The 21,885-nt window shown below is 65.5% G+C and carries 25 protein-coding genes; 17 read left to right on the forward strand and 8 right to left on the reverse strand.

All coding sequences use genetic code 11. The annotated features are described in order from the left end of the window. The 16 genes from ACFONC_RS03140 to ACFONC_RS03215 form a co-directional block, all read left to right on the forward strand. Nucleotides 1-335, forward strand: a 335-nt coding sequence (locus tag ACFONC_RS03140) for a hypothetical protein (RefSeq protein WP_386742243.1), incomplete at its 5' end; no start/stop codon positions are given. A 4-nt stretch (nt 336-339) separates the two neighbouring features. Continuing rightward, nucleotides 340-681: a TrbC/VirB2 family protein gene (locus tag ACFONC_RS03145; protein ID WP_386742244.1), complete on the forward strand. Its 342-nt coding sequence runs from the start codon at nt 340-342 to the stop codon at nt 679-681. Between the two features lie 10 nt (nt 682-691). Beyond that, the gene (locus tag ACFONC_RS03150) at nt 692-1,042 is read left to right on the forward strand and encodes a type IV secretion system protein VirB3 (RefSeq protein ID WP_386742246.1); all 351 of its coding nucleotides are present in this window, start codon (nt 692-694) and stop codon (nt 1,040-1,042) included. A gap of 2 nt (nt 1,043-1,044) precedes the next feature. Then, the gene (locus ACFONC_RS03155) at nt 1,045-3,468 is read left to right on the forward strand and encodes a VirB4 family type IV secretion/conjugal transfer ATPase (protein ID WP_386742248.1); all 2,424 of its coding nucleotides are present in this window, start codon (nt 1,045-1,047) and stop codon (nt 3,466-3,468) included. After that, entirely contained in the window at nt 3,465-4,145 is a 681-nt protein-coding gene (locus ACFONC_RS03160) for a type IV secretion system protein (RefSeq protein ID WP_386742249.1), read from the forward strand. The genes ACFONC_RS03155 and ACFONC_RS03160 overlap by 4 nt, the downstream gene beginning before the upstream one ends. A gap of 18 nt (nt 4,146-4,163) precedes the next feature. After that, a complete protein-coding gene (locus tag ACFONC_RS03165) occupies nt 4,164-4,451 on the forward strand; it encodes a hypothetical protein (protein WP_386742250.1) in 288 nt (95 codons plus the stop codon). A 27-nt stretch (nt 4,452-4,478) separates the two neighbouring features. Next, on the forward strand, nt 4,479-5,603 hold the full coding sequence (locus ACFONC_RS03170) for a type IV secretion system protein (RefSeq protein WP_386742251.1): 1,125 nt from the start codon (nt 4,479-4,481) through the stop codon (nt 5,601-5,603). 4 nt (nt 5,604-5,607) lie between these two features. Further along, nucleotides 5,608-5,835: a hypothetical protein gene (locus ACFONC_RS03175; RefSeq protein WP_386742252.1), complete on the forward strand. Its 228-nt coding sequence runs from the start codon at nt 5,608-5,610 to the stop codon at nt 5,833-5,835. Further along, nucleotides 5,832-6,536, forward strand: a complete 705-nt coding sequence (locus ACFONC_RS03180) for a virB8 family protein (protein WP_386742254.1) — start codon at nt 5,832-5,834, stop codon at nt 6,534-6,536. The genes ACFONC_RS03175 and ACFONC_RS03180 overlap by 4 nt, the downstream gene beginning before the upstream one ends. A 1-nt stretch (nt 6,537) precedes the next feature. Then, a complete protein-coding gene (gene virB9, locus ACFONC_RS03185; protein WP_386742255.1) occupies nt 6,538-7,473 on the forward strand; it encodes a P-type conjugative transfer protein VirB9 in 936 nt (311 codons plus the stop codon). Continuing rightward, the gene (virB10, locus tag ACFONC_RS03190) at nt 7,466-8,626 is read left to right on the forward strand and encodes a type IV secretion system protein VirB10 (RefSeq protein ID WP_386742256.1); all 1,161 of its coding nucleotides are present in this window, start codon (nt 7,466-7,468) and stop codon (nt 8,624-8,626) included. Before virB9 ends, virB10 begins: the two co-directional genes overlap by 8 nt. Next, entirely contained in the window at nt 8,623-9,669 is a 1,047-nt protein-coding gene (gene virB11 / locus ACFONC_RS03195; RefSeq protein ID WP_386742257.1) for a P-type DNA transfer ATPase VirB11, read from the forward strand. Before virB10 ends, virB11 begins: the two co-directional genes overlap by 4 nt. Then, on the forward strand, nt 9,635-11,500 hold the full coding sequence (locus ACFONC_RS03200) for a type IV secretory system conjugative DNA transfer family protein (protein ID WP_386742258.1): 1,866 nt from the start codon (nt 9,635-9,637) through the stop codon (nt 11,498-11,500). The genes virB11 and ACFONC_RS03200 overlap by 35 nt, the downstream gene beginning before the upstream one ends. Nucleotides 11,501-11,537: 37 nt before the next feature. After that, a complete protein-coding gene (locus ACFONC_RS03205) occupies nt 11,538-12,281 on the forward strand; it encodes an LPD7 domain-containing protein (protein WP_386742259.1) in 744 nt (247 codons plus the stop codon). Nucleotides 12,282-12,340: 59 nt separating this feature from the next. Then, nucleotides 12,341-13,813 (forward strand): LPD7 domain-containing protein, encoded by a 1,473-nt coding sequence (locus ACFONC_RS03210; protein ID WP_386742260.1) that lies wholly within the window; start codon nt 12,341-12,343, stop codon nt 13,811-13,813. A gap of 9 nt (nt 13,814-13,822) precedes the next feature. Further along, entirely contained in the window at nt 13,823-15,826 is a 2,004-nt protein-coding gene (locus ACFONC_RS03215) for a hypothetical protein (RefSeq protein WP_386742261.1), read from the forward strand. Nucleotides 15,827-15,950: 124 nt separating this feature from the next. Here ACFONC_RS03215 and ACFONC_RS03220 read toward each other — a convergent pair whose 3' ends face one another. Beyond that, nucleotides 15,951-16,742 (reverse strand): N-6 DNA methylase, encoded by a 792-nt coding sequence (locus tag ACFONC_RS03220; protein WP_386742262.1) that lies wholly within the window; start codon nt 16,740-16,742, stop codon nt 15,951-15,953. Then, nucleotides 16,739-17,185 (reverse strand): ArdC-like ssDNA-binding domain-containing protein, encoded by a 447-nt coding sequence (locus tag ACFONC_RS03225; protein WP_386742263.1) that lies wholly within the window; start codon nt 17,183-17,185, stop codon nt 16,739-16,741. Before ACFONC_RS03225 ends, ACFONC_RS03220 begins: the two co-directional genes overlap by 4 nt. 252 nt (nt 17,186-17,437) lie before the next feature. On the opposite strand from ACFONC_RS03225, the gene ACFONC_RS03230 reads away from it, so the two are divergent. Next, nucleotides 17,438-17,806: a GntR family transcriptional regulator gene (locus tag ACFONC_RS03230; protein ID WP_386742264.1), complete on the forward strand. Its 369-nt coding sequence runs from the start codon at nt 17,438-17,440 to the stop codon at nt 17,804-17,806. A gap of 123 nt (nt 17,807-17,929) precedes the next feature. Here the strand turns inward: ACFONC_RS03230 and ACFONC_RS03235 are convergent, their stop codons facing one another. From ACFONC_RS03235 to ACFONC_RS03260, 6 genes are all read right to left on the reverse strand, one after another. Beyond that, nucleotides 17,930-18,214, reverse strand: a complete 285-nt coding sequence (locus ACFONC_RS03235) for a hypothetical protein (RefSeq protein WP_386742266.1) — start codon at nt 18,212-18,214, stop codon at nt 17,930-17,932. After that, on the reverse strand, nt 18,214-18,438 hold the full coding sequence (locus ACFONC_RS03240) for a hypothetical protein (protein ID WP_386742267.1): 225 nt from the start codon (nt 18,436-18,438) through the stop codon (nt 18,214-18,216). The genes ACFONC_RS03235 and ACFONC_RS03240 overlap by 1 nt, the downstream gene beginning before the upstream one ends. A gap of 103 nt (nt 18,439-18,541) precedes the next feature. Continuing rightward, on the reverse strand, nt 18,542-19,630 hold the full coding sequence (locus tag ACFONC_RS03245) for a relaxase/mobilization nuclease domain-containing protein (RefSeq protein WP_386742268.1): 1,089 nt from the start codon (nt 19,628-19,630) through the stop codon (nt 18,542-18,544). Continuing rightward, a complete protein-coding gene (locus tag ACFONC_RS03250) occupies nt 19,627-20,154 on the reverse strand; it encodes a hypothetical protein (RefSeq protein ID WP_386742269.1) in 528 nt (175 codons plus the stop codon). Before ACFONC_RS03250 ends, ACFONC_RS03245 begins: the two co-directional genes overlap by 4 nt. After that, entirely contained in the window at nt 20,126-20,323 is a 198-nt protein-coding gene (locus ACFONC_RS03255; protein WP_386742270.1) for a hypothetical protein, read from the reverse strand. The genes ACFONC_RS03250 and ACFONC_RS03255 overlap by 29 nt, the downstream gene beginning before the upstream one ends. A gap of 701 nt (nt 20,324-21,024) precedes the next feature. Continuing rightward, a complete protein-coding gene (locus ACFONC_RS03260) occupies nt 21,025-21,882 on the reverse strand; it encodes a KorB domain-containing protein (RefSeq protein WP_386742271.1) in 858 nt (285 codons plus the stop codon). Between the last annotated feature and the right edge of the window lie 3 nt (nt 21,883-21,885).

Consider the following 21,885-nt stretch of genomic DNA (forward strand, 5'->3'; position numbering starts at 1 on the left):
AGCCGAAGCAAGTGCGGCCGCTGTCCGGCTACGCACTGCAGAAGCTGGTGGAGAAGGACCCGCAGCTGGCAGCGCGGCTTATCACGCTCCAGGACTCGACAGTGATCTTCGAGGCCGACCTGGCAAGCCTGCTGCAACGCCGGGAAGTCCGGCAGCTGGCGCTGACACAGACTGAGGAAGGCTGGGAAGTTCAAGTCCTTCCTCTGTGGAAGGGAAGTTTTTTAACCCTGGTGTCACTGAAAAAGGAGAAGCGCCACTACCTAGACCTCGACCGTTTGATTCGCACCATAACCAAGCACGGGCCGTTACCGCCCACCATCCTGATTGGGGAGTAATCCAATGAGCAACACCACCGCAGTACAACGCGCCGAGAAGGTGACGGACCTGCTGTTCCGGAACCGCGGCTACTTCACCCTGGCGATCGCCGCAATGGTCGGCGTGATGATGCTGGCCATGCCGGAAATGGCAATGGCGCAGTCGATCATCGACGACAAGGCCGACGCCGCCCTGACGTGGATCCGCCGCGCGGTCTACTTCATCCTGGTCGTGGCCGTCCTCGGCTCCGGCGTGCTGGCCGCGTTCGGCCGCATGAGCTGGGCCACGGTCGGCCAGGTGCTGATCGGCGCGATCGTCGCCGGCGTCGCCACCGAAGTCGTGTCCGCCCTGTACGGCGACGGCTGAGGACGCGGCCATGTCCGAGAACGACGTGCAATCGGGGGTCCGTCCGGACCCCCTGTTCGGCGGCCTTACCAGGCCGCCGACATTCCTGGGCCTGCCGGTCGAAGTGCTCCTGGCCATCGCCGGCGTGTCCACCGTGGTCTTTCTCGTGGCATCGCTGTTCGACGGCGGGATCGGCTGGAAAGTCGGTCCCCTTGGGTTGGGCGTTGTCATGTACGGCATCGCCCGGCTCATGTGCGCACGCGATCCGCGTGCGTTCCGCTACCTGTTCCTGCGCTCGCTCACGAAGAACCTCCACCGCAATCGCAGCTATTGGGGGACGGGTTCCTACTCTCCCCTGCCCAACCGTAAACGGAAGGTCTGAACATGGCTCTGGCATTGAAGCAATCGCAGGCGAACGCGACCCGGCCGGTCGGCGAGTGGGTGCCCTACACCCGCCACTCGACCGAGTTCAACGTGCGCACGGACAAGGGCGACGTGCTGACCGTGTTCAAGGTCGCCGGCGCCGCGCACGAAGCCGCGGACAGCGACGACCTGCAGGCCTGGCACGAAGGCCTCGCCGGCATGATGCGCAACCTGGCCGATGGGCAGGTGGCCTTCTATTCGCACGTCGTGCGCCGTCCGCGCAACGAATATCCCGCAGGCCGGTTCGAGGACGATTTCGCCGGCAGGCTCAACGAGGCCTACAAGGCGAAGGTGTCCGACGCCTCGCTCATGGTCAATGAGCTGTATTTCACCGTGCTGCTGCGCAAGCGCACGGGCATCGCCGGCTGGATGCAAGGCGGTGGCAAGAAGACGATGCAGGAGCAGATCGAGGCGATGGCCGACGCGGACGCGAAGCTCGATGAGCTGTCCGATACGGTCATGTCGAGCATGGGCCGCTACGAGCCGCGCCGCCTGGGCGTGTACGAGCGCGACGGCGGCCTCTACTCGGAAGTGCTCGAGTTCCTTGGCCTCCTGGTCAACGGCGAGTGGCAGCGCATGCCGCTGGTCAAGGGCCGGCTGAGCTACGTGATGACCACGAGCCGCCTGTCCTTCGGCGCCGAGCAGATCGAAGTGCGCACGCCGACCGATCGGCTGTTCGGCAAGATGCTCGCGATCAACGAATACCTGACCGAGCGAACGGAAACCGGGCACCTCAACAACCTGCTGACCCTGCCCTTCCCGTTCGTGATGACGCAATCGTTCGCCTGCCTGGGCAAGCTGGAAGCGCAGAAGGCGATGAAGAAGCAGGAAACCCTGCTGCGCAACGCCGAGGATCCGGCCGAGTCGCAGATCAACGCGATCATGGTCGCGCAGGATGACCTGGCGTCGAACCGCATCGTCGCCGGCGAGCACCATCAGAGCATCCTGCTGCTGGCCGAGGACACTAAGACGCTCAACGATCGCGTGGGCATGGCCCGCGCGGCGCTGGCCGAGGACGGGTTCCTGGTGGTGGTCGAGGACGACTGCAACGAGGCGGCCTATTGGGCGCAGCTGCCGGGCAACTTCGAGGTCCGCCCGCGGCCGGCGATGATTACCTCGCGCAACCTAGTCGGGTTCAACAGCTTCCACAACTACCCGATCGGGCGCATGGCCGGCAACCAGTGGGGGCCGGCCATCACGTTGCTCAAGACGTCCAGCGGCACGCCGTTCTACTTCAACTTCCACCTGCCGCCGAAGGGCAAGCGCGCCGCCGATGAGGAAGCCGTCGATGACCGCGTGGCCGGCCACACGCTCATGCTCGGCCCGACCGGCGCCGGCAAGACGGTCATCCAGACCTTCATGCTCGCGCAGGCGGAGAAGTACAAGCCCACGGTGTTCACCTTCGACAAGGACCAGGGCCAGGAAATCTTCGTCAAGGCGATGGGCGGCAAGTACCTGACGTTGCAGAACGGCCAGCCCAGCGGCTTCAACCCGTGCGCGATGGAGGACACGCCCGAGAATCGCGTGTTCCTCGAGCAGCTGGTGAAGCGGTGCGTGCGCGGCGACGATCCGTCGTTCGTGTTCTCGCCCGGACGCGAGCGCGAGATTACCGAGGCGGTCAAGGGCATCTACGGCGCGGTGCCGTTCGACCAGCGCCGGTTCTCCACCCTGCTGCAGTTCTTCGACCCCACGGATCCGGATGGCGTGTACGCACGCTTCCGCAAGTGGTGCCAGGGCGGCGCGCTCGGTTGGTTGATGGACAACCCGACCGACGAGATTTCGCTGACCGGCACCCGGCATTTCGGTTTCGACGTGACCGCGTTCCTGGACAACGACGAAACCCGCACCGCGACGGTGATGTACCTGTTCCACCGGATGGAACAGCTCATCGACGGCCGCCGCTTCATCCTCAACATGGACGAGTTCTGGAAGATGCTGCTCGACCCGTATTTCGAGAAGAAGGCGCTCGATGCGGTGAAGACGTACCGCAAGCGGAACGCGATCGCGCTGTTTGGCACGCAGAGCCCTGGCGACGTGCTTTCGTCGTCGATCAGCCAGGCGCTCATCGAGCAGTGCGTGACCCAGCTCTACCTGCCGAACCCGAAGGCGGCAAAAAAGGACTACATCGACGGCTTCAAGCTCACGCACCGCGAGTACGAAATCGTCAAGGACGAAATGCCCGAGCAGGGCATTCGCGGCTTCCTGTTCAAGCAGGGAACCGCGTCAACGGTGTGCGAGTTGAACCTTCGTGGGTTCGACGATGAATTGGCGGTCCTTTCTGGCACGGCCGCCTCCGTGGAAATCGCCAACAGGGCTATCGCCCTTGCCGGCGAGGCCCCCGACGCCTGGCTGCCAGTCTTTCACAAGCTGAGGAGTGAACAATGAAGATCAAGGCACTTGCTCTGTCCGTCGCGCTGGGCGTCGTCGCCGTTGGTGGCGTCACCTCCACCGCGCCGGCCTACGCGACCGGCATCCCGGTCATCGACGCCGCCAATCTGGCCAACGCCATTTCGCAGTACACGCAGATGGTCGAGCAGCTGGCGCAGCTCAAGGCCCAGCTGGACCAGGCCAAGCAGCAGTACGAGTCGCTGACCGGCAGCCGCGGCATGGGCAACCTGGTGCGCAGCACCGGCGCCATCCCGAAGAACTGGCAGGAAACCCTCGCCTCGATGAAGAACGGCGAGCTGGGCGACCTGTCGAAGCAGATCCGCCAGTCGGCCAGCCTGCTCGATGAGGATTTCTTCGCCGACGTCGACCAGGCCGTCAAGGACAGCTTGGACCAATCGATGGCCGCCCACACCGACCAGCAGGCGGTGAACCAGTCGTTCTACGACGCGGCGACGGCCCGGGCGCAGAAGATGGAGCAGCTGGCCAATCAGATCGACGGCGCGTCCGACATGAAGGCCATCAACGACCTGCAGGCCCGCGTCGCGATCGAGCAGGTGCAGCTGACGAACGAACTCCTCAAGCTCCAGTCGCTGAATCAGATTGCGATGCAGGAGCGTGAGACTCGCGCCCAGCAGCAGCACCAGGCGGCGTTCAAGACCTCTTTCTCGTACTGATACGGACCCAACGCGACGATGACCATGAAGACCATGCTCCTCGCGTCCGCTGCAGCAGCCCTGTTCGCAGGGCTGCTGTCGGGATGCTCGAAAGACGACGTGGCGACGCCTCCCGGCGTGCTAAGCGGCCCGATCCCCGACTGCAACCAGCTGACCAGCAACAGCGAAAAGATGAAGGCCTACCTGGCGGCTGCCGATGCGGACTGCGAGGCTGCCCAAACCTTCGACGAACGCACCAAGCGGATCGGCTGCCAGATCAAGCAGAAGGCAAGCACCTGTCCGTCGAACCAATCGTTCAAGTATTGATCTGGCCCCGGCCACAAGGACCGTCCGATGCAATTCGCCCTATTCGCCCAAGCCGCCCCGTCGAACGACACGCGAATCGTGCGTTTCTTGTTCGACAACATCGGGGGAGCCGTGACGTCGTTTGCCAACGACGGCGCGGCTTCGCTTATCGGCTTCATCGGTCCCGTAGCGGTTTCGCTGCTAACGATCTACGTGCTGCTGTGGGGCGTAGCAATGGCATCCGGACAGATCAGCGAGCCGTTCACCGACGGCATGAAGCGCATCATTCGCATGTGCATCATCGTCGGTTTCGCGCTGACCGCCGGGATCTACCAATCGACGGTTGTCGACCTGTTCCAGCAGGCGCCAGCGCAGATGGCGAACGCGATGACAAGCGGGACGGAGTTTGCGGCCGACTACGAAAGCACGAACGACCTGGCCGAAATGCTGGACAACTCCCTGGCCGAGGGTTTCAAGATCGCCGGCGATGCCTACAAGAAGGGCGAGGAAGAACATTCCAAGAGCATGATGGGAATTAGCGCGACGGGCCTCGTGTACCAGTTCCTGGCCCTGCTCCTCTGCATTATTTCGCTCATCATCGTAGCCGTAGCCGCAGGCGTGATCTTCGTCGCCTACCTGGCATTGGCGATCCTGCTAGCGATAGGACCGCTATTCATCATGATGGCGATATTCCCAGGCCTGCAGCGATGGTTCGAGACATGGCTCGGGCAAACGGTGAACTTCGCGCTTCTGTTCGTAATGGAAGCCCTCGCCGCGGCGCTGCTGTTCAAGATGCTGACGGCCTACCTGCAGTCTCTTTCGGGTTATGACGCGCCGATCTACGAGGTGCTCATGATCTGCCTCAAGGCCGTAGGCCTGACCATCGCGTGCATCGCCGTTTTGGTCCAGATGACGGGCATCGCAGGGGCGCTCGCCGGCGGTGCCTCGATCCAAGCGGCGAACATCGCCGGAAAGCTCGCCGGCGCCGGTTTCGCTGCGGCCGCCGCGGGCCGGACGGGAATCATGAGCGGCATGGCCTTCCGGGCTGGCGCGAAAGGGCAGCACTTCGATCGGCACAAGACTGACTCGGAACGACTCGGCGGAGCCGTTCGCACGGGGATGGAAATGGCACGCCGCCGGTTCACCGGCTCCAATACAGCAGCAAAGGGATAAATCCATGAGAAACAAGGCGATTTTGGTGGTGCTGACCAGCACCGCTTTGGGGTTGGTCGGCTGTTCTTCGATGCCGAAGGCGCCGAAGTGCCCGCGCGGCGAATACGTCCAGGTCAATACGCCGGACTGCTACGCGGTGATCGAGGAGGGTCCAGTGGACGCGCCGAGGCGCACCAGCTGCCCGATAAAGACTACTGAAACGCGGCTGCTGGACTCGGAGGTCACGCCATGAATCCCAAGAAGATGAAGCCCGAAACGAATTTGAAGCACTACCAGGAGGCGGCAGCCGGCTGGGAATCGGCCGAGATTGCCGCGGTCAAGCGCAGCGAGAAACGCGCCTGGCGCGTGGCGATTTCCGCGGCGGTGCTCGCGGGCTTGGCGGTGCTGGCCGTGGTGCTGCTCACGCCGCTCAAGACCGTGGAGCCGTTCGTCGTCCAGGTGGACAAGATCGGCGCCGCGAACACGGTCACGCTGCTCGACACGCGGTCGATCACCGCGAATGAGGCCCTGGACAAGTATTGGCTGGGCCAGTACGTGAACTACCGCGAGGAATATCTGAATCAGACCAGCTATGGCAACTACCGCGCCACGCGGTTGCTGTCGAGTCAGGCGGTCGGATCGGCCTACTTCCAGCAAGCAAACCCGGAGAATCCGCGCTCGCCTTCTGCGGTGTACGGCACGAAGGGTACGGTGGAGATTTCTGTCACCAGCATCACCTTCATCAGCAAGAACCAGGCGCAAGTCCGCTTTGTACGGAGAGAGAAGCGCAACTCCGACCAGCAGCCGGTTGAAACGCGCTGGATCGCGACGATCGCCTACCAGTACCTCAACCCGCCGTTGAAGGAAGCCGAACGGCTTATCAACCCGGTCGGCTTCCAGGTGACGGACTACCGCCTCGACCCCGAGACGGTGACGGTCGGCGGAGGGAACTGACATGAGAAAGCATCTGGCTCTGGCGCTGTCGCTGGCCCTGCTGACGCCTGTGGCGGCAGTGGCCGCGACCAAGCCGATCGGCGGCTCCTACGATCCCCGCGTCAAGACCGTGAATTACAACGGCGACGACGTGGTGGTGATCATGGGCCACTACGGGTTTTCGACCAATATCGAGTTTGCGCCCGGCGAGAACGTGCAGAGCATCGCCCTCGGTGATTCGCTGGCATGGGAAGTCGCGCCTCGCGGCAACCAACTGTTCGTCAAGCCGCGCGAGGACAATGCGACGACCAACATGACCGTCGTGACGGACAAGCGCAGCTATCAGTTCTGGCTCGATGCAGCGCAGGCGACGAACAAGGGGCGCGGCGCGGAAATGTATTTCCGCGTCAAGTTCAACTATCCCCGCGAGGAAGCCGCGCTTGCCTTCGCGGCCGCTGAGCGCCAGCGCGCCGCTGCCGCGTTGAAAGAGACGATTCCGCCGAAGAATTACAACTACTGGGCCTGTGGCAATCCGCGCCTGCGTCCGACGGAAGCCTACGACGACGGCCGGTTTACCTACCTCCGGTTCCCTGGTGCCCAGGAAATCCCCGCGGCCTACGTCATCAACAGCGATGGGGCCGAGACGCTGGCCAACGGCACGATGCGCGGCGACCAGCTTGTTCTGCAGACCACGGCAGCCAAGCTCATCCTGCGCAAAGGCAAGGCCGTCGCGTGCTTGGAGAACCGCAGCTTCAACTGGTACGGGATCTACAACACGACGGGCACTACCAGCCCATCGGTGCGCAGGACGCTAAAGGACGAAGCCGTGCCGGCAATGCCGGCTCTTCCGGCGGTTCCCGCGGACGAGCCCAGGCCTGCGCCCGAAAGCTCGCAGATGCCCGCCCTGCCCTTCCAGCTGCCGCTGCTGCCGGCGCAAACGGAGAACGACGATGAGTGATCCCAGGACCGCGCCCGACAACCGGGACGAAACGGTTGCGCATGTTGGCCCGGTCGAAGGCGATCGCGGCATCCCGCAGGTCGGGCGCAAGAAGCCTGCGACGCGGATTTGGTACGTGATGCTGGCCGGCGTATTGATCGTGGCCCTCATCGCGCTGGCGGCGGTCGCCGGGCTCAACAAGCTCAAGCACCGTAACGACGGCAAGGCGCCGGAGAAGGATGCGGTCACGACGAACGTGCCCGAGCTGACCGCCGGCGCTTTCGAGGCAAAGGAGGCTCCGCCGTTGCCGGAGGGAACGGTCGTTCCGCCGCCGGCGGAACCCGGCCAGCCGGCGCCGCAAGGGCAGCCGAAGCTGACGCCCGAGCAGCAAAAGGCCCTGGACCTGGCCGAGCGCCGTAAGCGCGCTCCGGTGCTGGGCATGGCCGGCCGCTCAAGCGGACCGCAGGACGAGGATGGGCCGCGGGACGGGACGCAGCGGCAGGGCAACGGTGCGGGGTCGCTTGGGGCGGCGCTGAAAGCGACGCGCACGGGCGCCGTGAGCGCGACCAGGCTGCCGGATCCGGACATGACGATCACGATGGGCCGCCTGCTGCAGTGCACGCTGGAAACCGCGATCAGCACCGACGTTCCCGGCATGACCAGCTGTGTGCTCGCACAGGACGTCTATTCGACGACCGGGCGCGTGCTACTGCTCGAGCGCGGAACCCGGATCGTCGGTCAGTATCAGTCCGGTACGCTGAAACGCGGCCAGAGCCGGGTCTTCGTGCTGTGGACGCGGGCAGAAACGCCGAACGGCGTGCTCATCAATCTAGATTCGCCGGCGACGGACACGCTCGGCCGCTCCGGTGTCGAAGGCAAGCTCAACCGCCACTTCTGGGAGCGGTTCGGCTCGGCGCTGTTGGTGTCGCTGGTCGACGACGTGGCTTCGTACATGGTCGCCAAGGAGCGCGGCGGCAGCGGCGGCAGCACGGCGATCAATTTCGGCAATACAGCCGATTCCAGCCGCGACGCCGCCGCTATCATCGTGGAGAACTCGGTGAACATCCCGCCCACCCTTAACAAGGCGCAGGGCGAGAGCATCGGGATCTTTGTCGCCCGCGACCTGTATTTCGGCGACGTGTACGAGCTGCGGCCGAACAGGAGCGCGCGATGACTTCGATGGGACGTGACGGGAGCGGGAACGTGGTGGCGATCGTCGGAACGGAATCGCTGGAAGCCTACCTGCGGCCGTTGCGCAACATCCTGTCGGGCGAAATCACCGAGCTGGTCATCAACCGGCCCGGTGAGGTCTGGACGGAAAGCTCGCGCGGCTGGGAGCGCATCGAGACGCCCGAGCTGACCTACCCGCACCTGCGCCAGCTCGCATCCCTGGTCGCGCACGCGACGCAGCAGAAGGTCGACGATGTAATGCCACGCGTCTCGGCCGCTCTCCCGACGGGAGAGCGCGTCGAGGCAATCATTCCTCCGGCGGTGGAATCCGGCACGGTGAGCTTCACGATCCGCAAGCCGAGCAATGCGCGGTTCGACCTCGATGACTACGACAAGATGGGCTTCTTCGAGAACATCGTGGTCAACGACATGGGCCTGACCGAGGAACAGAAGGCCCTCTCCGCCTATCTGGCCGAAGGTCAATACCGGAAATTCCTCGAGCTGGCGGTGCGGTCGAAGCAGACGATCCTGGTGTCGGGGCCGACCGGCTCGGGCAAAACCACCTTCATGAAGGCGCTGGTCGACCTGATTCCGTCAGACGAGCGGCTTATCACGATCGAGGACACGCCCGAGCTGTCCCTGCAGCAGCCGAACCACGTTCGGCTGTTCTATTCAAGCAACGCGAACAACAGTCTCTCGAAGATGACGCCGGGCGATCTGCTGCGCGCCTGCATGCGCATGAAGCCGGATCGCATCCTGCCGGCAGAGCTGCGCGACGAAGCGGCTTTTCACTTCCTGGCCGCGTGCAACACCGGCCACCCCGGCTCCATTTCTTCGATCCACAGCAACAGCCCGGTAGACGCGATCGACCGCACAATCACGCTCGCGCGTGAGTACGAAAAGGCTCGCTCACTCTCCGACGCTACGCTGCTGGCGACCGTCCGCAAGACTATCGACGTGGTAATCCAGGTCGGCAAGGTCGGGCACAACCGCAGAATCACAGGAATCTACTATGACCCAGCGCACAGCCGCTCCGATTTGGGTTAGGGCGCTCCTCGTCGTCATCCTCGCCGTCGCTGCGGTGCCTGGCTGGCTCTACGCCGCCGGGTACATCACGACGGCGATCTTGTTCCGCGGCGCCGATACCGCGCCCAAGGTCGAACTGATGACCTGGCCAAGCTACTACAAGCACTATCGCGACGTGAAAAAGGTTGCCGGCGCCTTGAAGCTCGGCGGCCTGGGCGCGACGGTGCCGTTCGCGATCTTCATCGCACTGATATTCCTCAAGCCGAAGCAATCGCTGCACGGCGACGCCAAGTGGGGCACCCGCCGCGACGCCAAGAAAGCCGGCCTGCTCGATGGCGGCGACGACGGCATCATCATCGGCAAACTCGGCAACGACTACCTGACCGCCGGATTGAAGCAATACCCGCACGTGATGCTGGCGGCGCCGACCGGCAGCGGCAAGGGCGTGGGCGTGGTCCTGCCCAACCTGTTCAACTGGAATCACTCGGTCATCGTCCTGGACATCAAGCTGGAGAACTGGACGCTGACGGCCGGCTTCCGAAAGAAGCACGGCCACGAGGTCTACTTGTTCAACCCGCTGGACCCGAAGCGGCTGACGCATCGTTGGAACCCCCTCGCCTACATCAGCGAGGATCCGAACCTGCGGGTCGATGACGTCCAGGCGATCGGCCAGATCCTGTTCCCCGACATTGACGGCACGGACCCGATCTGGAGCGCGTCGTGCCGCTCGCTGTTCACGGGCCTGGTCCTGTACCTCATCGAGACGCCGGGCAAGCCGGTCACGCTCGGCCAGGTCGCGCGCGAGGCCTACTCCGGCGACGACAAGCGATGGAAGAAGATCGTCGAGGCGCGCAAGACCGAGGGCAATCCGCTCTCCGAGGCCTGCGCCAATTCGCTGCTGGACTACGTGAACACGTCGGACAACACGCGCACGTCGATCCGCAAGACCTTCACCAGCCGGTTCGACCTGTTCACGAACCCAATCATCGACGCGGCCACCAGCGCCAACGACTTCGACATTTCCGCGGTGCGGAAGCGTCGAATCTCGATCTACCTGGGCATCACGCCCAACACGCTGGACCGCCTCGCGCCGCTGCTCAACCTGTTCTTCCAACAGGTGGTCGACCTCAACACCCGCCAGCTGCCCGAGCACAACCCGGAGCTGAAGGTGCAGTGCCTGCTCATGCCCGACGAGTTCCGGTCGCTGGGCAAGATGAAGGTCTTGGTCAACGGCATCGCCTTCTTCCGCGGCTACGGGCTGCGAGTGCTGCCGATCTTCCAGGCACCGTCGCAGGTCCGCGAAGTCTACGGAGACGACGCAGCCAAGACGTTCTTCAAGAATCACCACATCCGCATCGCCTACACGCCGGCCGACATTGACGACGCGACGGAAGTGAGCCGCGAGCTAGGCAATTTCACCTACAAGGCGACGTCCAAGTCCAAGCCGATGGCCTTCTCGAAGGGCAATCAAAGCCAGAGCGAGTCCGACCAGGCCCGCGCCCTTCTGCTGCCGCAGGAGGTCAAGGACATTGGCGAGGACGAGGAAATCGTGTTCGCGAAGGGCTGCAAGCCGCTTCGCGTGACGAAGATCCGGTGGTATCAGGATCCGACGTTCAAGGACCGGGTTATGCCTCCCCCGGTCCTGGCGCCGGCGCCGCTCCCCGAGCGCGGGGAAGTGGAAAACCCCGAGGAATGGGCCGATGTTGACGCCGGCGACGTGGAAACGCTATATGATCGCCCTGCGTCCGATTTCAGCCTTGATTTCTCCAACGTGGAGATTCCGAAGGGAGAGCTAAGCGAAACGGAGGCGGAATCCCTGGCCGATGAGCTGTATGCCAGCCTGGTCAGGTAAAAACTGAAACGTCATACGACTCTAGAGGAGTTTCCCGATGACCGAGCAAGCCCAACCTGCCGCCCGTCCGTCCGCCGAATCCGGCGCCAAGTCGCCGGTGCGGAAACAGCCCCTCAACGAAATCATCCGTAGCGACGGCGCCAAGGGCCGCCCGAGCACGGAGATTCCAGAGCATGTGGGCAAGCACTATGTCCAGGACGGCCGGGCCTACAAGTCCGCCTATCGCCAGGACAAGATCGAGTTCGTCGATCGCGGCGATCGCCTGCACGCCTACAAGCCGGTTTCGACCTTCACCATGCGGGCAATGGCGGAAATCGCCGAGGCCCGCGGCTGGAAGTCGATGGAGGTCACTGGCGTCGACAAGTTCAAGCAGGGGATCTACGTCGAGGCCGCGTCCAGGAACATGCAGGTGTCGAAGGGCTACACGCCGACCGACCGCGACTCGGAGATCCTGCAGCGCCGCGAGGACCGCAAGGCCGCCGAGCACAACCCGATGGTGAAGGCCTACCTCGAGGCCGATACCGTCAAGGCCAAGAACGCGGCCGTGAAGGAGTATCCGCAGCTCAAGGAAGCGTTCAACGAGACGAAGAAGGCCGAGGCCATCGCGGAGTCGATCGACTCCAAGAAGGCCGCGACCAATTTCGTCGGCCGGTACAAGGATTCGGTTGCGATCGCGCTGCACACCGGGCGCGAGATTCCGAAGGTCGCCGGCGTCGAAGCGAAGCAAGCGAAAGCCGCCGAACAACCCACGCCCGAGAAAGACCAGGGCCGTTCGCGCTGACTTCCGAGCAAACGGCCGCCTAGCGGCCGTTTGCGTTTTTGCTTTCCGGAGACGACACCATGACCATCGAAACCAGTCCCGCGAACAACCTGTTTGCGGGCTTCAACGACGACGAAAAGAAGATGATCGCCGTGGCAATCCGCCGCGTCGAGGAGCTGGAAGAAACCCGACGCATCACCTCCACGATGGCCGGCCAGGCTCAAGCGATCGAGGCCGACCTGAAAGCGCGTGGCGTCGACGACGCTCACGTGCTGCGTGAGGCGGCCGAGGCCGTAACCGCGACGGCGAGTGCGCAGGGCAAGCTCGACAGCGAGGTCCAGGATTACCGCTCGCTGTTCGGGCCGAACGGCAGGGCGGCCTCCGCGGTAGGCCAATACACGCAGCTGCTGCGCAACGCGCACGCCGGCGACGTGGATGCGCTCAACCAGGTACAGTCCGCGCGTCGCGAGCTGTACGAGGCCAGGGACGCAGCTGCGCAAGAGCGCGGCTCGGCGGATCCGCAAGCGCCCGAGCAGGCCGAGGGACGCTATGTGGTCCGCTCGATCAACGCCGCCACGCTGGCGACGTCGGTGGTGCTGGCGACCAACAGCGCCCTCGAGGCGCACAAGGCGTTCGACGGCAAGGCCGATCGCGAGATCTTCGACAACGAGAGCAAGCGCCTGGTCGGTTCCATCAGCTGGGAGCAGGACGGCTCCGCGCCAGCCTGGAAGATGCGGCCCGATTTCGCGGCCGCGGTCCAGGCCGAGCGCCCGGCCGAGCGGGCCGGCGCCGGGGGGTTGGCCAACACCATCGAGCGCGACGATCCCGAGCGCGTCCGCCGCGTGCAGATCGAGCGCAACGCGGCCGAGCAGAAGCGCACCGTCGATCGCGACGATCGCGTGCTTCAGCAGGACCTGGCGACCGCCCTGCCCGCCTCGTTCGCCGGGCGCTACGTGAAGGACGGCAACAAGCTGGTCGACGCCGGCAATGCCGAGCACGTGATCCTGGTCGACAAGGGAGGCAAGCTGCAGGTGCCGCGCGAGTTCGATGCCGAGTCGGTCAAGGCGACGGTCGACGTCGCCGAGACCCGTGGCTGGGCGTCGATGAAAGTCGCCGGCGACGAGAAGTTCCGCCAGGCGGTTTACCTCGAGGCCGCTTCCCGCGGCATCGAGGTCAAGGGCTACAACCCCAGCGAAGCCGAGCGGCAGTGGGCGAAGGAGAACGCTGCCAAGCACCGGAGCAACAACATGGTCATGGAGAGCGACGTCGCCAAAACCTTCCACGATGCGCGCACGCCGGCCGAGCGCCGGCAAGCCGTCGAGAAGCATCCCGAGTTGAAAAAGGCGTTCGCGATCGAGGCGGCTTATTCGCAGCTGGCGAAGCAGATCCAGGGCAAGGGCGGGCAGGACGCCTTCATGGCCCGGATGCGGGACAACATCGCAACGGATCTCGCCCAGGGCCGCGAGCTGGCGGATGTGCGCCTGCGCAGGCCGATGTTCAAGGACCGGGAATACAGCCGCGTCCAGGACCGCGACCAAGACCGCGGCCGCTGAGGAGGGCGCATGTCTTCCCCTACTCCAGACCAGTCGCCGGCGATCAGCCTGACGCTGCAGCTCGAGCGCCTGACTGACGTGGCGGGCGCCGCGGCGAACGGCACCAGGCCAGGCCTCACGGTCGACGAACGCGCAAAGATGGTGGCCGTCGCGGAATCCGCGGCGGCCACTCGCACGCTTTACGCCCTCGGCGACGATCCCGTGGTCGATGCGGTCAACAGCACGCCGGAGCGGCACCACCTGGCCGCATCGTCGCTGGCCAGGGCGCTGGCGTCGCATGACGGCGCCGAGCACCCCAACCCGTTCCAGAACCAGCGCCTGGCGACCGCCTACGCGCAGCAACAGGAATACGATCAATACCTCGCCAAGCGCGAGGCCGAGCAGAACAACGTCGCCGGCGGCCGCTGGATCGTGCAGCAGTGGAACGAAGCTCGCGGCGTTTACCAGGACCAGCTGCAGACGAACTCCGCGACGGAGGCAGAGCAGTTGTTCCGCAAGGGCTCCGACTACCGGATCCACGACGCCAGGTTCAACGACGTCGCCGCCGAGTATCCGCAGGCCTCGCGCAGCGAGCCGCGGGGCGTGCCGGAATACTCGGAGCGGTCGGGGTTCCTCCGTGCGCTGGCCAACGAACAGGACCGCCCTGCCCCGCTGCGTGTCGATCGCATCGACTACGCCCACGGCGACCGCCAGGCTGTGCAGCAGCTAGCGATGGGCGCCGTGCTCAACGATACCGCGCGGATGATGGATCGCTACCGCGAGCTGCCCGACGCGCACGGCGGCCGCTACGTCGGCGCCGACCTGGCCAAGGAACTGTTCGCCGACTACAACCAGTCGCGCGAGGCCAGGAACCGTTACAACGCGCCCGTGCACAACAGCGCGGCCGCGCTGGCTGGCCAGCTGTTCGAGCAGGCCGTGCTCGACCACACCCACCCGGAGCGCGATCGGGCGGTGTTCCTGACCGGAAGCCCCGGCGCGGGCAAGACCACGATGGTCCTCAACCAGGGCGAGCTGCAGGCGAACATCGCCGTCGTGTACGAGGGCCAGATGATTCGCCCCGAGCAGTCGTATCCCAAGATCGACGCCGCGCTCGCCCAGGGACTGAAACCCGAAATCATCGCGGTTCAGCCCCGACCGGAAACGGCGCTGGAAAATACGTTCAACCGCTTCGATCACGTCGGCCGCGGTGCGAGCATCAACATCATGTCGCAGATCCAGGGCGAGCTTGCCGAAGGCCTCCGGCAGATCCATGCGAAGTACGGCGATCGCGTGGACCTGCGTGTGGTCGACGCGCGGCAAGTGGCGCAAGATGGCCAGGCGACGGAATACAAGGGCTGGCAGCACCTGCAGCTGCTGCAATCGGAGGGATCACGCGATGCAATCAAAGACCGACTCGCCGCAGAACTCGAACGTCATCGAGCTGCAGGCACGATCACTGACGCCTGCTACCGGCAAGCCGCAGGCCAGGCCCCAGCTCGAGAACAGCTCACCGATCGACGGATGGGTCCAGGGCATGACCCGGACGCTGAGCGAATTGAGCACAAACCCCACGCTCCACTATCAGCTGAGCAAGCGCGGGTTTTGATCGCGACGACGGCCGAACGTCCGCACCTGCGTTCGGACGAGCTGGCCAGGGCGCATTTCGTCGCGCGGCAAGACAAGGCCTGGACCGAGGACTACGACAAGACGCACGGCGCCGACATTGCCAGGCGCAGCCAGCGCCTCGCGATCCAGCACGGCCAGGTCCTCGCGCAGAAGTTGCTGCAGGAGGATCCGGTCAAGGCCTGCACGGTGTACCCCGAGCTGGTGAACAGCCACCGCGCGATCGCCGCAGCCGGCGCGCACCTGCGCGAGCAGGGCCAGCCGCCGAAGGCGATCGAGGCGACGCAACAGCGGCTGAAGCTCGCGATCGCGGACGGGCTCTCGCTCGGCGTCGGGTCGCCGCGAGTGGCCGTCAAGCAACTCGAACAGCAGGCAAAACAGCAGGCGCCGGATAGCGACCGTTCCCGGTGACTTGAAACGCCCATTCCCGGCCCGCAGCGCGCCGGGAATGGGCCTACTCCGCCCGACCGCTACCCCTATAGCCAAAAAAAAGGCGGCCCGTACAGGGCCGCCTGCTGCGTTATAGGGGTGGTCGTCAAAACAGCGTCATCTGCCCTACGGCCGGCAGCGTGACCGGCGCCGAAGGCCTCGACGCCGCCGGCGTCGGCACGGCCAGCTCGGCAACCTCCTCGACCTCGACCAGGCCCGCAGCTTGCGCCCGCTGCAGCTTGCCCGTCCACCCGCCCAAGACATGCGCCGGCGTGTACCAATGCTCGCGCTCCTCGAGCGACAACGAATTGCCGACGACGACGACGGCCGGGATGTGCAGCAGCGAAAACTGGATGTACGCCATGTGCGCGGCCTTGGCGTCGACGTCGACGGCCGTGACGTGCAGGTGGCGCTGGTAGTTGATCCCCAGCTCGCGGATCGTCTCGGCCAGGGCAATGACCATTGCGCCGGCGCCGCAGGCCGGTTCGCAGGCGGTGATGTAGCCGCGCTGCTCGATCAGTCGGCGCAGGTCCTCCTTGCTGCCGACGATCATGCTGGCCATCATCCGGCAAATCTCGAACGGCGTGAAAAACTGCCCGCGGTACTTGTTGTGCAGCTCCAGGTCGTGGAAGACCGCGCCCAGCAGGTCGGTCGCGCCCTCCTCGAGGCCGAGCGTGACCTCGGCCAGCACGCGCGGGAACAGCTCGACCTCCTCGCGCGTGTAGCCCTTCACGATCTGCAGATACCGCGCTTCCCTGCCCTCGCGCTGTGCCGGGTCCACGGCGTTCGACAGCGACAGCGCCGCCAGCTCGCAGAAGTCGGCGAACAGCTTGTACGTGTCGTGCCGGTAGCCCATCGACTGGAACAGCCGCAGGATGTTCTGCCGCCGCGCGTTCATGCCGCCACCTGGCCAGCCAGCTGCAGCGGCTCGGTTTGCGTCACGTGGAACACTGTCGTCCGCTTGGCCTTCCGGACCTGGACGCACTCGCCGGTCTTGCGGTCCCGCTTCGCGCACGGAATCACCGTGACGATCGAAACGCCCTGCTCGCCTTTCCGCACCACGCGACCGAGGGCGCGCCAGGCGTTGAAGGTAAAGACGTTCTCCCGCGGGCGGATCTCGGCCGAGGGGACGCCCTTCGCCTCGAACCCGGCGAAAATCGCCGCGTAGTTGGCCACGCTCTGCCCCCCGATCGCGCTGGCCAGCGCCTGCGACTCGACAACCGCCCTTCCCTTCCCTTCCCATGCTTTGCTAGATGCCAGAGCCGGCTTTTGCTCTTGCTGTTGCGGTTGCTCTTGATTCCGAACGCTCATTTCAGGGGTCTCCCTTGCCGTGGTTGCCATGCTTCGCTGAGTGCCTTTCGCCGTGAGCGCAGGGCAGCGCGGCCGATCGAGCGGGCGTGCAAGGGCGTAGAGCGCAGCGTCCCTTGCAGGCACGCGCGGCCGCGCTACCCGTCGGCGCGTAGGCGGAAGGCGCTCGGCATGGCAGCTGCGGGGAGCCTGGAAATGCGTTCGGTGCGAGTGCGCACCTGCGGGGCGCAGCCAAGGACCACAAGCGGGCTGGACTGGCGTGGTGCGCACCGGCAGACTGCGGTGATGGACTTGGCCATTGATCGAGCAGCGCAGCTCGGGTACGCCGACCAGTTGGTGAGACAGTTGCGTGCAGCGATCGCCTGCGGCCGGCTGCAACCTGGCGACGCCCTGCCCTCGGTCAGGGCGACCGCTGTCAAACTCGGCATTGCGCCGATGACGGTTTCCAGCGCCTACCAGGCACTAGTGGAAAGCGGTCAGGCGGTCAGACACCGCGGGCGTCCGCTTGTTGTCGCGCCGACCGCCCACCGACTGTCGTTAGAGGAGCGCATGGCGTTGCTCGAGCCCGCGCTGCGAGAGGTCGCAAGGCATGCGCGAGAGGCCGGTCTACTTCCAACCGCGGTCCTCGCCGCCCTCCGGCGGAGATTGCAGTAGGCCAGTAGTGCTTGCGCCGTGAGGCCCGTTCGGGCTTGGCGAACAGCTGCGGGTAACGCCCTACTTCGCGGAACTCGGCGCCGCTACGAAGCGTTGCCGGACGGCGGCCGCGACGCTCTGCACCTACAGTACGAGGTTCGGGCCGAGGCGACCGGCCAGGGCCGGATCGCCGACCAGGGCGGAAAGCCTGGCGACCTCCGCCACGAATTGGGCCAGTTGGTCGCTGCTGTTGGTCGGGCTTTGCATGGTGCGCTCCTGGGGCCGTTCTGGAAGCGCGCCCGCCTCGATGACACCTTGGCGACGGAACCGAAGGCGCCGGCGACGCCGGCGAGGCCGTAGCGCCTTGCAGTCGCCAGCATCGAGGAGCATGTAGCGCAGGAACGGCCCCAGCTGCACCATGCCGTCCATCAGCAGCCCGCCCACTGCTCGGCGCGGTACGCCAGCCAGGTGCGCACGGTCAGGCCGCACAGCTCGCCGCCGGCGACCGTATGCAGCTGTCGCAGGTATGGCCGGGCGATCGCCCGCGCCGTCGGCGGCGCGCCCAGCAGCGGCACGTAGCGGATTTCGCGCAGGTCGCCAGTGGCGATCAGCGCCAGGCTCAAGGCCTGGCTTCGGTCGTAGGTGTAGTGCATGGGTGCGTCCTCGCGCGGGTGGGTTCATAGGTAATGAACCCGGCGAGGGCGCGATTTGATAAGCCGGCTGCTAAGGCAGTTCAGCGCGCTGAACTGCCCTCCCCTACTTCCGCCGCGGCGCCCTGCCCTGGTCCTGCTCCGCCTGCAGGGCGCGCTCGGTCTTGGCGAGCAGCTGCGGGTTGCTCTTGATCCGCTCGATCATTTGATCCTGCTGGGTCGCGACCGGCGGCATGGCCGCGATGAAGGACCGGACCTGGATCGCAAGGCCAACGTCACCCTGCTGCTCCAGGGCGACGGCAACCGTGCCCCACGCGGCGCGGATCTTCCGCTGCCGCTCGGCGATGGCCTTGCGCCAGGGTTCGTCCGGAGCCTTGCCCGTGCGCTGTGCCTGCAGCGTCCGGACGGCCTGTTGAATCCGCCAGCGCGAGGTATTCGCTCCGCGGCGCTTGTCCAGATGGCGGACGGCTTGCCGGGTCGCCTTCTGGACGACGCCACGCGCCCGGCGCGGCGTCGCCGCGGCCTGGACACCTGCCTGCCGCAGCTGCGCGGCGAACCGCTCGCGCCACCGCTGCAGATCCTCCTTGCGAGGATCCAGCCGCTGGCCGCGGTCATTCCTTGCGCGAACCGTCAGGTGCGCGTGCGGATGATCCGTGTCCTCGTGATGCACGAGGATGTAGTCAAACTTGCCCCCGAACTCGGCCCGCGCGAACGCGGCCGCGGCGATCGCCAGCGATTGTCGGTCGGTGCCCGCCGGCATCGACAGGACCATGTTCACCGTCTCGCGCGTGTTGGAGCGTCGGCCCGAGCCGCCGCGTGCGTACCACTCCGCGGCCAGCTGGCGAACGTCCGCGCTGCCTTCAAGCAACGTGGCCTGGCCGTCGTTGCTGGCGTCGGAGACTTCTGCCGTGAGCTTGCCGTTGCGGGTGATGTAGGCCAGGTGCTCGCGCAGGTGCTTGGCACCCTTCGCGGCGCCGCTGACCTTAACCATGACCTCGGGCTGCTTGCGGGTGACGCCGGCGATCGAGGCGCCGATGAGGCGGCGCAGCGCCTTCGCCTGGCGTGCCTTCTTCGCCGCGGCAAGCGGCCCGTCCGGCGGCTTCTTGACCTTGCTGCGCTTCGCCCGAACCGGGCCTTGGAAGATGAAGCCGGCGGCGCCGATCAGATCCGGCTCGTCAGGGTAGGGCGCGCTCATTCCTCGTCCTCGTCGTAGCGGCGGCTGGCGCGCTCGGCCAGGGCGATGACCTCGGCCCGCAGCTGCTGAATGGCCTCGGCGATCCGCCCGGCCTGCAGGTCCTCGGCCGAGCTGCGCCCGGTCTGGTGGAAATGTTTGACCAGGACGTTGACGTTCCGGCCGAGAGGCCCGAGCGCGGCGATGGCCTTGTTGATCGCCGTCAGCTCCCGCTCGTTGAACGGCACCGCCTTGAGGGCGACCCGCCGGATCAGGGCGACGATCCAGGCGGGCACCGACCGGGCATCGGCTTTCGCCAACGCCTGGACGGCCTGCAGCTCGTCAGGCCGGAGACGAAAGTGGACCTGCGACGTCAGCCCCCGGAACCCGACCGGCAGCGGAGCAGGGGACGGGTTCTGCCGGAGGACGCTGCGGAGGATTCCCCGCAGCAGGTCGGATTCGCTCTGGCCGCTTCGGCGCGCCAGGTCCGCGAACGCCGCCTTGGTGTCGGCGTCGACCTTAGCCGCGATGAGGGGCTTCTTCTCCATCCGCGCCTTCGTCCAGGACCAGTTGGATGGCGAACGTGCCGCCGGCTCGGACGGCAGCCGCGCCGCGCTCGAACTCCTCGGCGTCCTCGACGAGGCCACCGGCTCGGGCTTCTGCCGCGATGGCTTCCAGCTCCGCCGCGCGACGCTCGCGTTCCGCTTTGCTGCTCATGTGGGCTACGTCCTTTGGGGGGAATGAGGGGCGCGATGGAGCTTACTGTTAAATCGCGCTACCAACAACCCTATCCTGCACTAGTCCTCATTCCCCTCATTCTAGTTCAGCGTGCTGAACTCTCCGCCCGGGGCGGGCCTTTAAGAGCCAGAGCGCTTTCGAGTTCAGCGTGCTGAACTCCGGCCATGAAGGCTGCTCCTGGGACGCCAGAATCCGGCTTGAAGCGGGGCAGACGGATCGCGTGAAAGGCCGAAGCCAGGAGTCGATCCAGCCGCGCAAAAAAGCACGCGAAGCGCGGCCGAAGGAGTTGATCAGCGGGGGCATCAAGGCCGCGGCTTCGGGTTTCGAGGTCAGCTTCTTAGGGACCGGCAGCCCACCCTTTGCCCACAGCTTCCCCGGTCCTGGGGATGCAAGGGGCATCCCCTACGGACCGGGCGGCGCTTCGCGCCGGCTGTGGACAAAGCGTGGACTGCCTCGCTCGACTCCGGCCCGCAAAAGCGAAGGCCCGCCGGAGAGCGAGGCCGGCTGATTGAAAGAATCGCTGCCGGCAGATTGAAAGAACCGCGGGTCAGCAGGGGGAGGGGCGGCGATCGGCGGCGGTATCGGGTGGCCGATCAGCGCCGGCTTTCGGGCGGCGCGGACCCGGGTGGAGCGCGCTCCTTCCAGTCGCTAGTCACCGTGGGCCTGGCGGCCCACAAAAGCTAGGCGGCGTCGATCATGGCCGCAATATCGGCGGCACGAAACATGACGCGGCGCCCGATCTGGGCCCGGCAAGCGCGTAGCTTCTGGACAAACTGCGGATCCCCGAGCCCCTGTTGCGCCGCCTGAAGGATCGCCTGCGGACTACGGCCAAGGATCGAGCCCACGTCCTTGGCGGTAAGCAGCGGCCCGCCATAATTCGCAGTGATCCAATCCAGCGTTGTAGTGGGCGCAGATCCCCGGCGAGCTGGAAAATCAGCCTGGCGGCCCTTCTTCTGGCCCTTAGACGACGCGCCCGACTGCTGCTGTGTGCGGTCTCGCGGGGCGTGCTTTCGGTGAAAGTAAGCTTCGACCTCGATCTGTAGGTGAGCGATAGCAGCGCACGAATCGGGGCCTCGGGCCGCCTCCTGGAAGCGCAGCAGCAGCGCTTCCGCCTCACTGTCAGCAGAACAACTAGCAGCCATCTTCGACGGAACATGGGCCAGATCGACAGCTAAGCTTCCCGGCCCCTCGGCATCCAGGCTATGAACAAGCTTGCGCGTGAGCTTCCTCCCGCTCTTGACGACCGCGAACACCACATCAGCCCAAGCCTTCGACCGCTCGCTTATGCGGAACAACTCCACGAGCGCGGTGACGTCCCCAACCTGACCGCGCCGTAATGCGTCTTGGAGATAGGGCGGCATCTTTACGATGGCAGCGTAGGTGTTGACCCACTGCTTGCTGATGCCGTGCCGTTGGGCTATTTCGTCCTGGCTGTAACCCGCTCGGATTTCTGCAACGATGGCCTGGTACTGGTCAACGACAGTGAGGCGCCGAGCGCGCTGAACCTGATGCCGAACCGTGCGAAGGTCTTTGGGCATCAC

It is taken from the genome of Luteimonas soli (assembly GCF_042648865.1).
Classification (GTDB): Bacteria; Pseudomonadota; Gammaproteobacteria; order Xanthomonadales; family Xanthomonadaceae; genus Luteimonas; species Luteimonas soli.

Coding starts and splice junctions, on each gene's coding strand:
- ACFONC_RS03145 (WP_386742244.1), top strand. CDS start 340: ATGAGCAACACCACCGCAGTACAACGCGCCGAGAAGGTGACGGACCTG.
- ACFONC_RS03150 (WP_386742246.1), top strand. CDS start 692: ATGTCCGAGAACGACGTGCAATCGGGGGTCCGTCCGGACCCCCTGTTC.
- ACFONC_RS03155 (WP_386742248.1), top strand. CDS start 1,045: ATGGCTCTGGCATTGAAGCAATCGCAGGCGAACGCGACCCGGCCGGTC.
- ACFONC_RS03160 (WP_386742249.1), top strand. CDS start 3,465: ATGAAGATCAAGGCACTTGCTCTGTCCGTCGCGCTGGGCGTCGTCGCC.
- ACFONC_RS03165 (WP_386742250.1), top strand. CDS start 4,164: ATGACCATGAAGACCATGCTCCTCGCGTCCGCTGCAGCAGCCCTGTTC.
- ACFONC_RS03170 (WP_386742251.1), top strand. CDS start 4,479: ATGCAATTCGCCCTATTCGCCCAAGCCGCCCCGTCGAACGACACGCGA.
- ACFONC_RS03175 (WP_386742252.1), top strand. CDS start 5,608: ATGAGAAACAAGGCGATTTTGGTGGTGCTGACCAGCACCGCTTTGGGG.
- ACFONC_RS03180 (WP_386742254.1), top strand. CDS start 5,832: ATGAATCCCAAGAAGATGAAGCCCGAAACGAATTTGAAGCACTACCAG.
- virB9 (WP_386742255.1), top strand. CDS start 6,538: ATGAGAAAGCATCTGGCTCTGGCGCTGTCGCTGGCCCTGCTGACGCCT.
- virB10 (WP_386742256.1), top strand. CDS start 7,466: ATGAGTGATCCCAGGACCGCGCCCGACAACCGGGACGAAACGGTTGCG.
- virB11 (WP_386742257.1), top strand. CDS start 8,623: ATGACTTCGATGGGACGTGACGGGAGCGGGAACGTGGTGGCGATCGTC.
- ACFONC_RS03200 (WP_386742258.1), top strand. CDS start 9,635: ATGACCCAGCGCACAGCCGCTCCGATTTGGGTTAGGGCGCTCCTCGTC.
- ACFONC_RS03205 (WP_386742259.1), top strand. CDS start 11,538: ATGACCGAGCAAGCCCAACCTGCCGCCCGTCCGTCCGCCGAATCCGGC.
- ACFONC_RS03210 (WP_386742260.1), top strand. CDS start 12,341: ATGACCATCGAAACCAGTCCCGCGAACAACCTGTTTGCGGGCTTCAAC.
- ACFONC_RS03215 (WP_386742261.1), top strand. CDS start 13,823: ATGTCTTCCCCTACTCCAGACCAGTCGCCGGCGATCAGCCTGACGCTG.
- ACFONC_RS03220 (WP_386742262.1), bottom strand. CDS start 16,742: ATGAACGCGCGGCGGCAGAACATCCTGCGGCTGTTCCAGTCGATGGGC.
- ACFONC_RS03225 (WP_386742263.1), bottom strand. CDS start 17,185: ATGGCAACCACGGCAAGGGAGACCCCTGAAATGAGCGTTCGGAATCAA.
- ACFONC_RS03230 (WP_386742264.1), top strand. CDS start 17,438: ATGGACTTGGCCATTGATCGAGCAGCGCAGCTCGGGTACGCCGACCAG.
- ACFONC_RS03235 (WP_386742266.1), bottom strand. CDS start 18,214: ATGGACGGCATGGTGCAGCTGGGGCCGTTCCTGCGCTACATGCTCCTC.
- ACFONC_RS03240 (WP_386742267.1), bottom strand. CDS start 18,438: ATGCACTACACCTACGACCGAAGCCAGGCCTTGAGCCTGGCGCTGATC.
- ACFONC_RS03245 (WP_386742268.1), bottom strand. CDS start 19,630: ATGAGCGCGCCCTACCCTGACGAGCCGGATCTGATCGGCGCCGCCGGC.
- ACFONC_RS03250 (WP_386742269.1), bottom strand. CDS start 20,154: ATGGAGAAGAAGCCCCTCATCGCGGCTAAGGTCGACGCCGACACCAAG.
- ACFONC_RS03255 (WP_386742270.1), bottom strand. CDS start 20,323: ATGAGCAGCAAAGCGGAACGCGAGCGTCGCGCGGCGGAGCTGGAAGCC.
- ACFONC_RS03260 (WP_386742271.1), bottom strand. CDS start 21,882: ATGCCCAAAGACCTTCGCACGGTTCGGCATCAGGTTCAGCGCGCTCGG.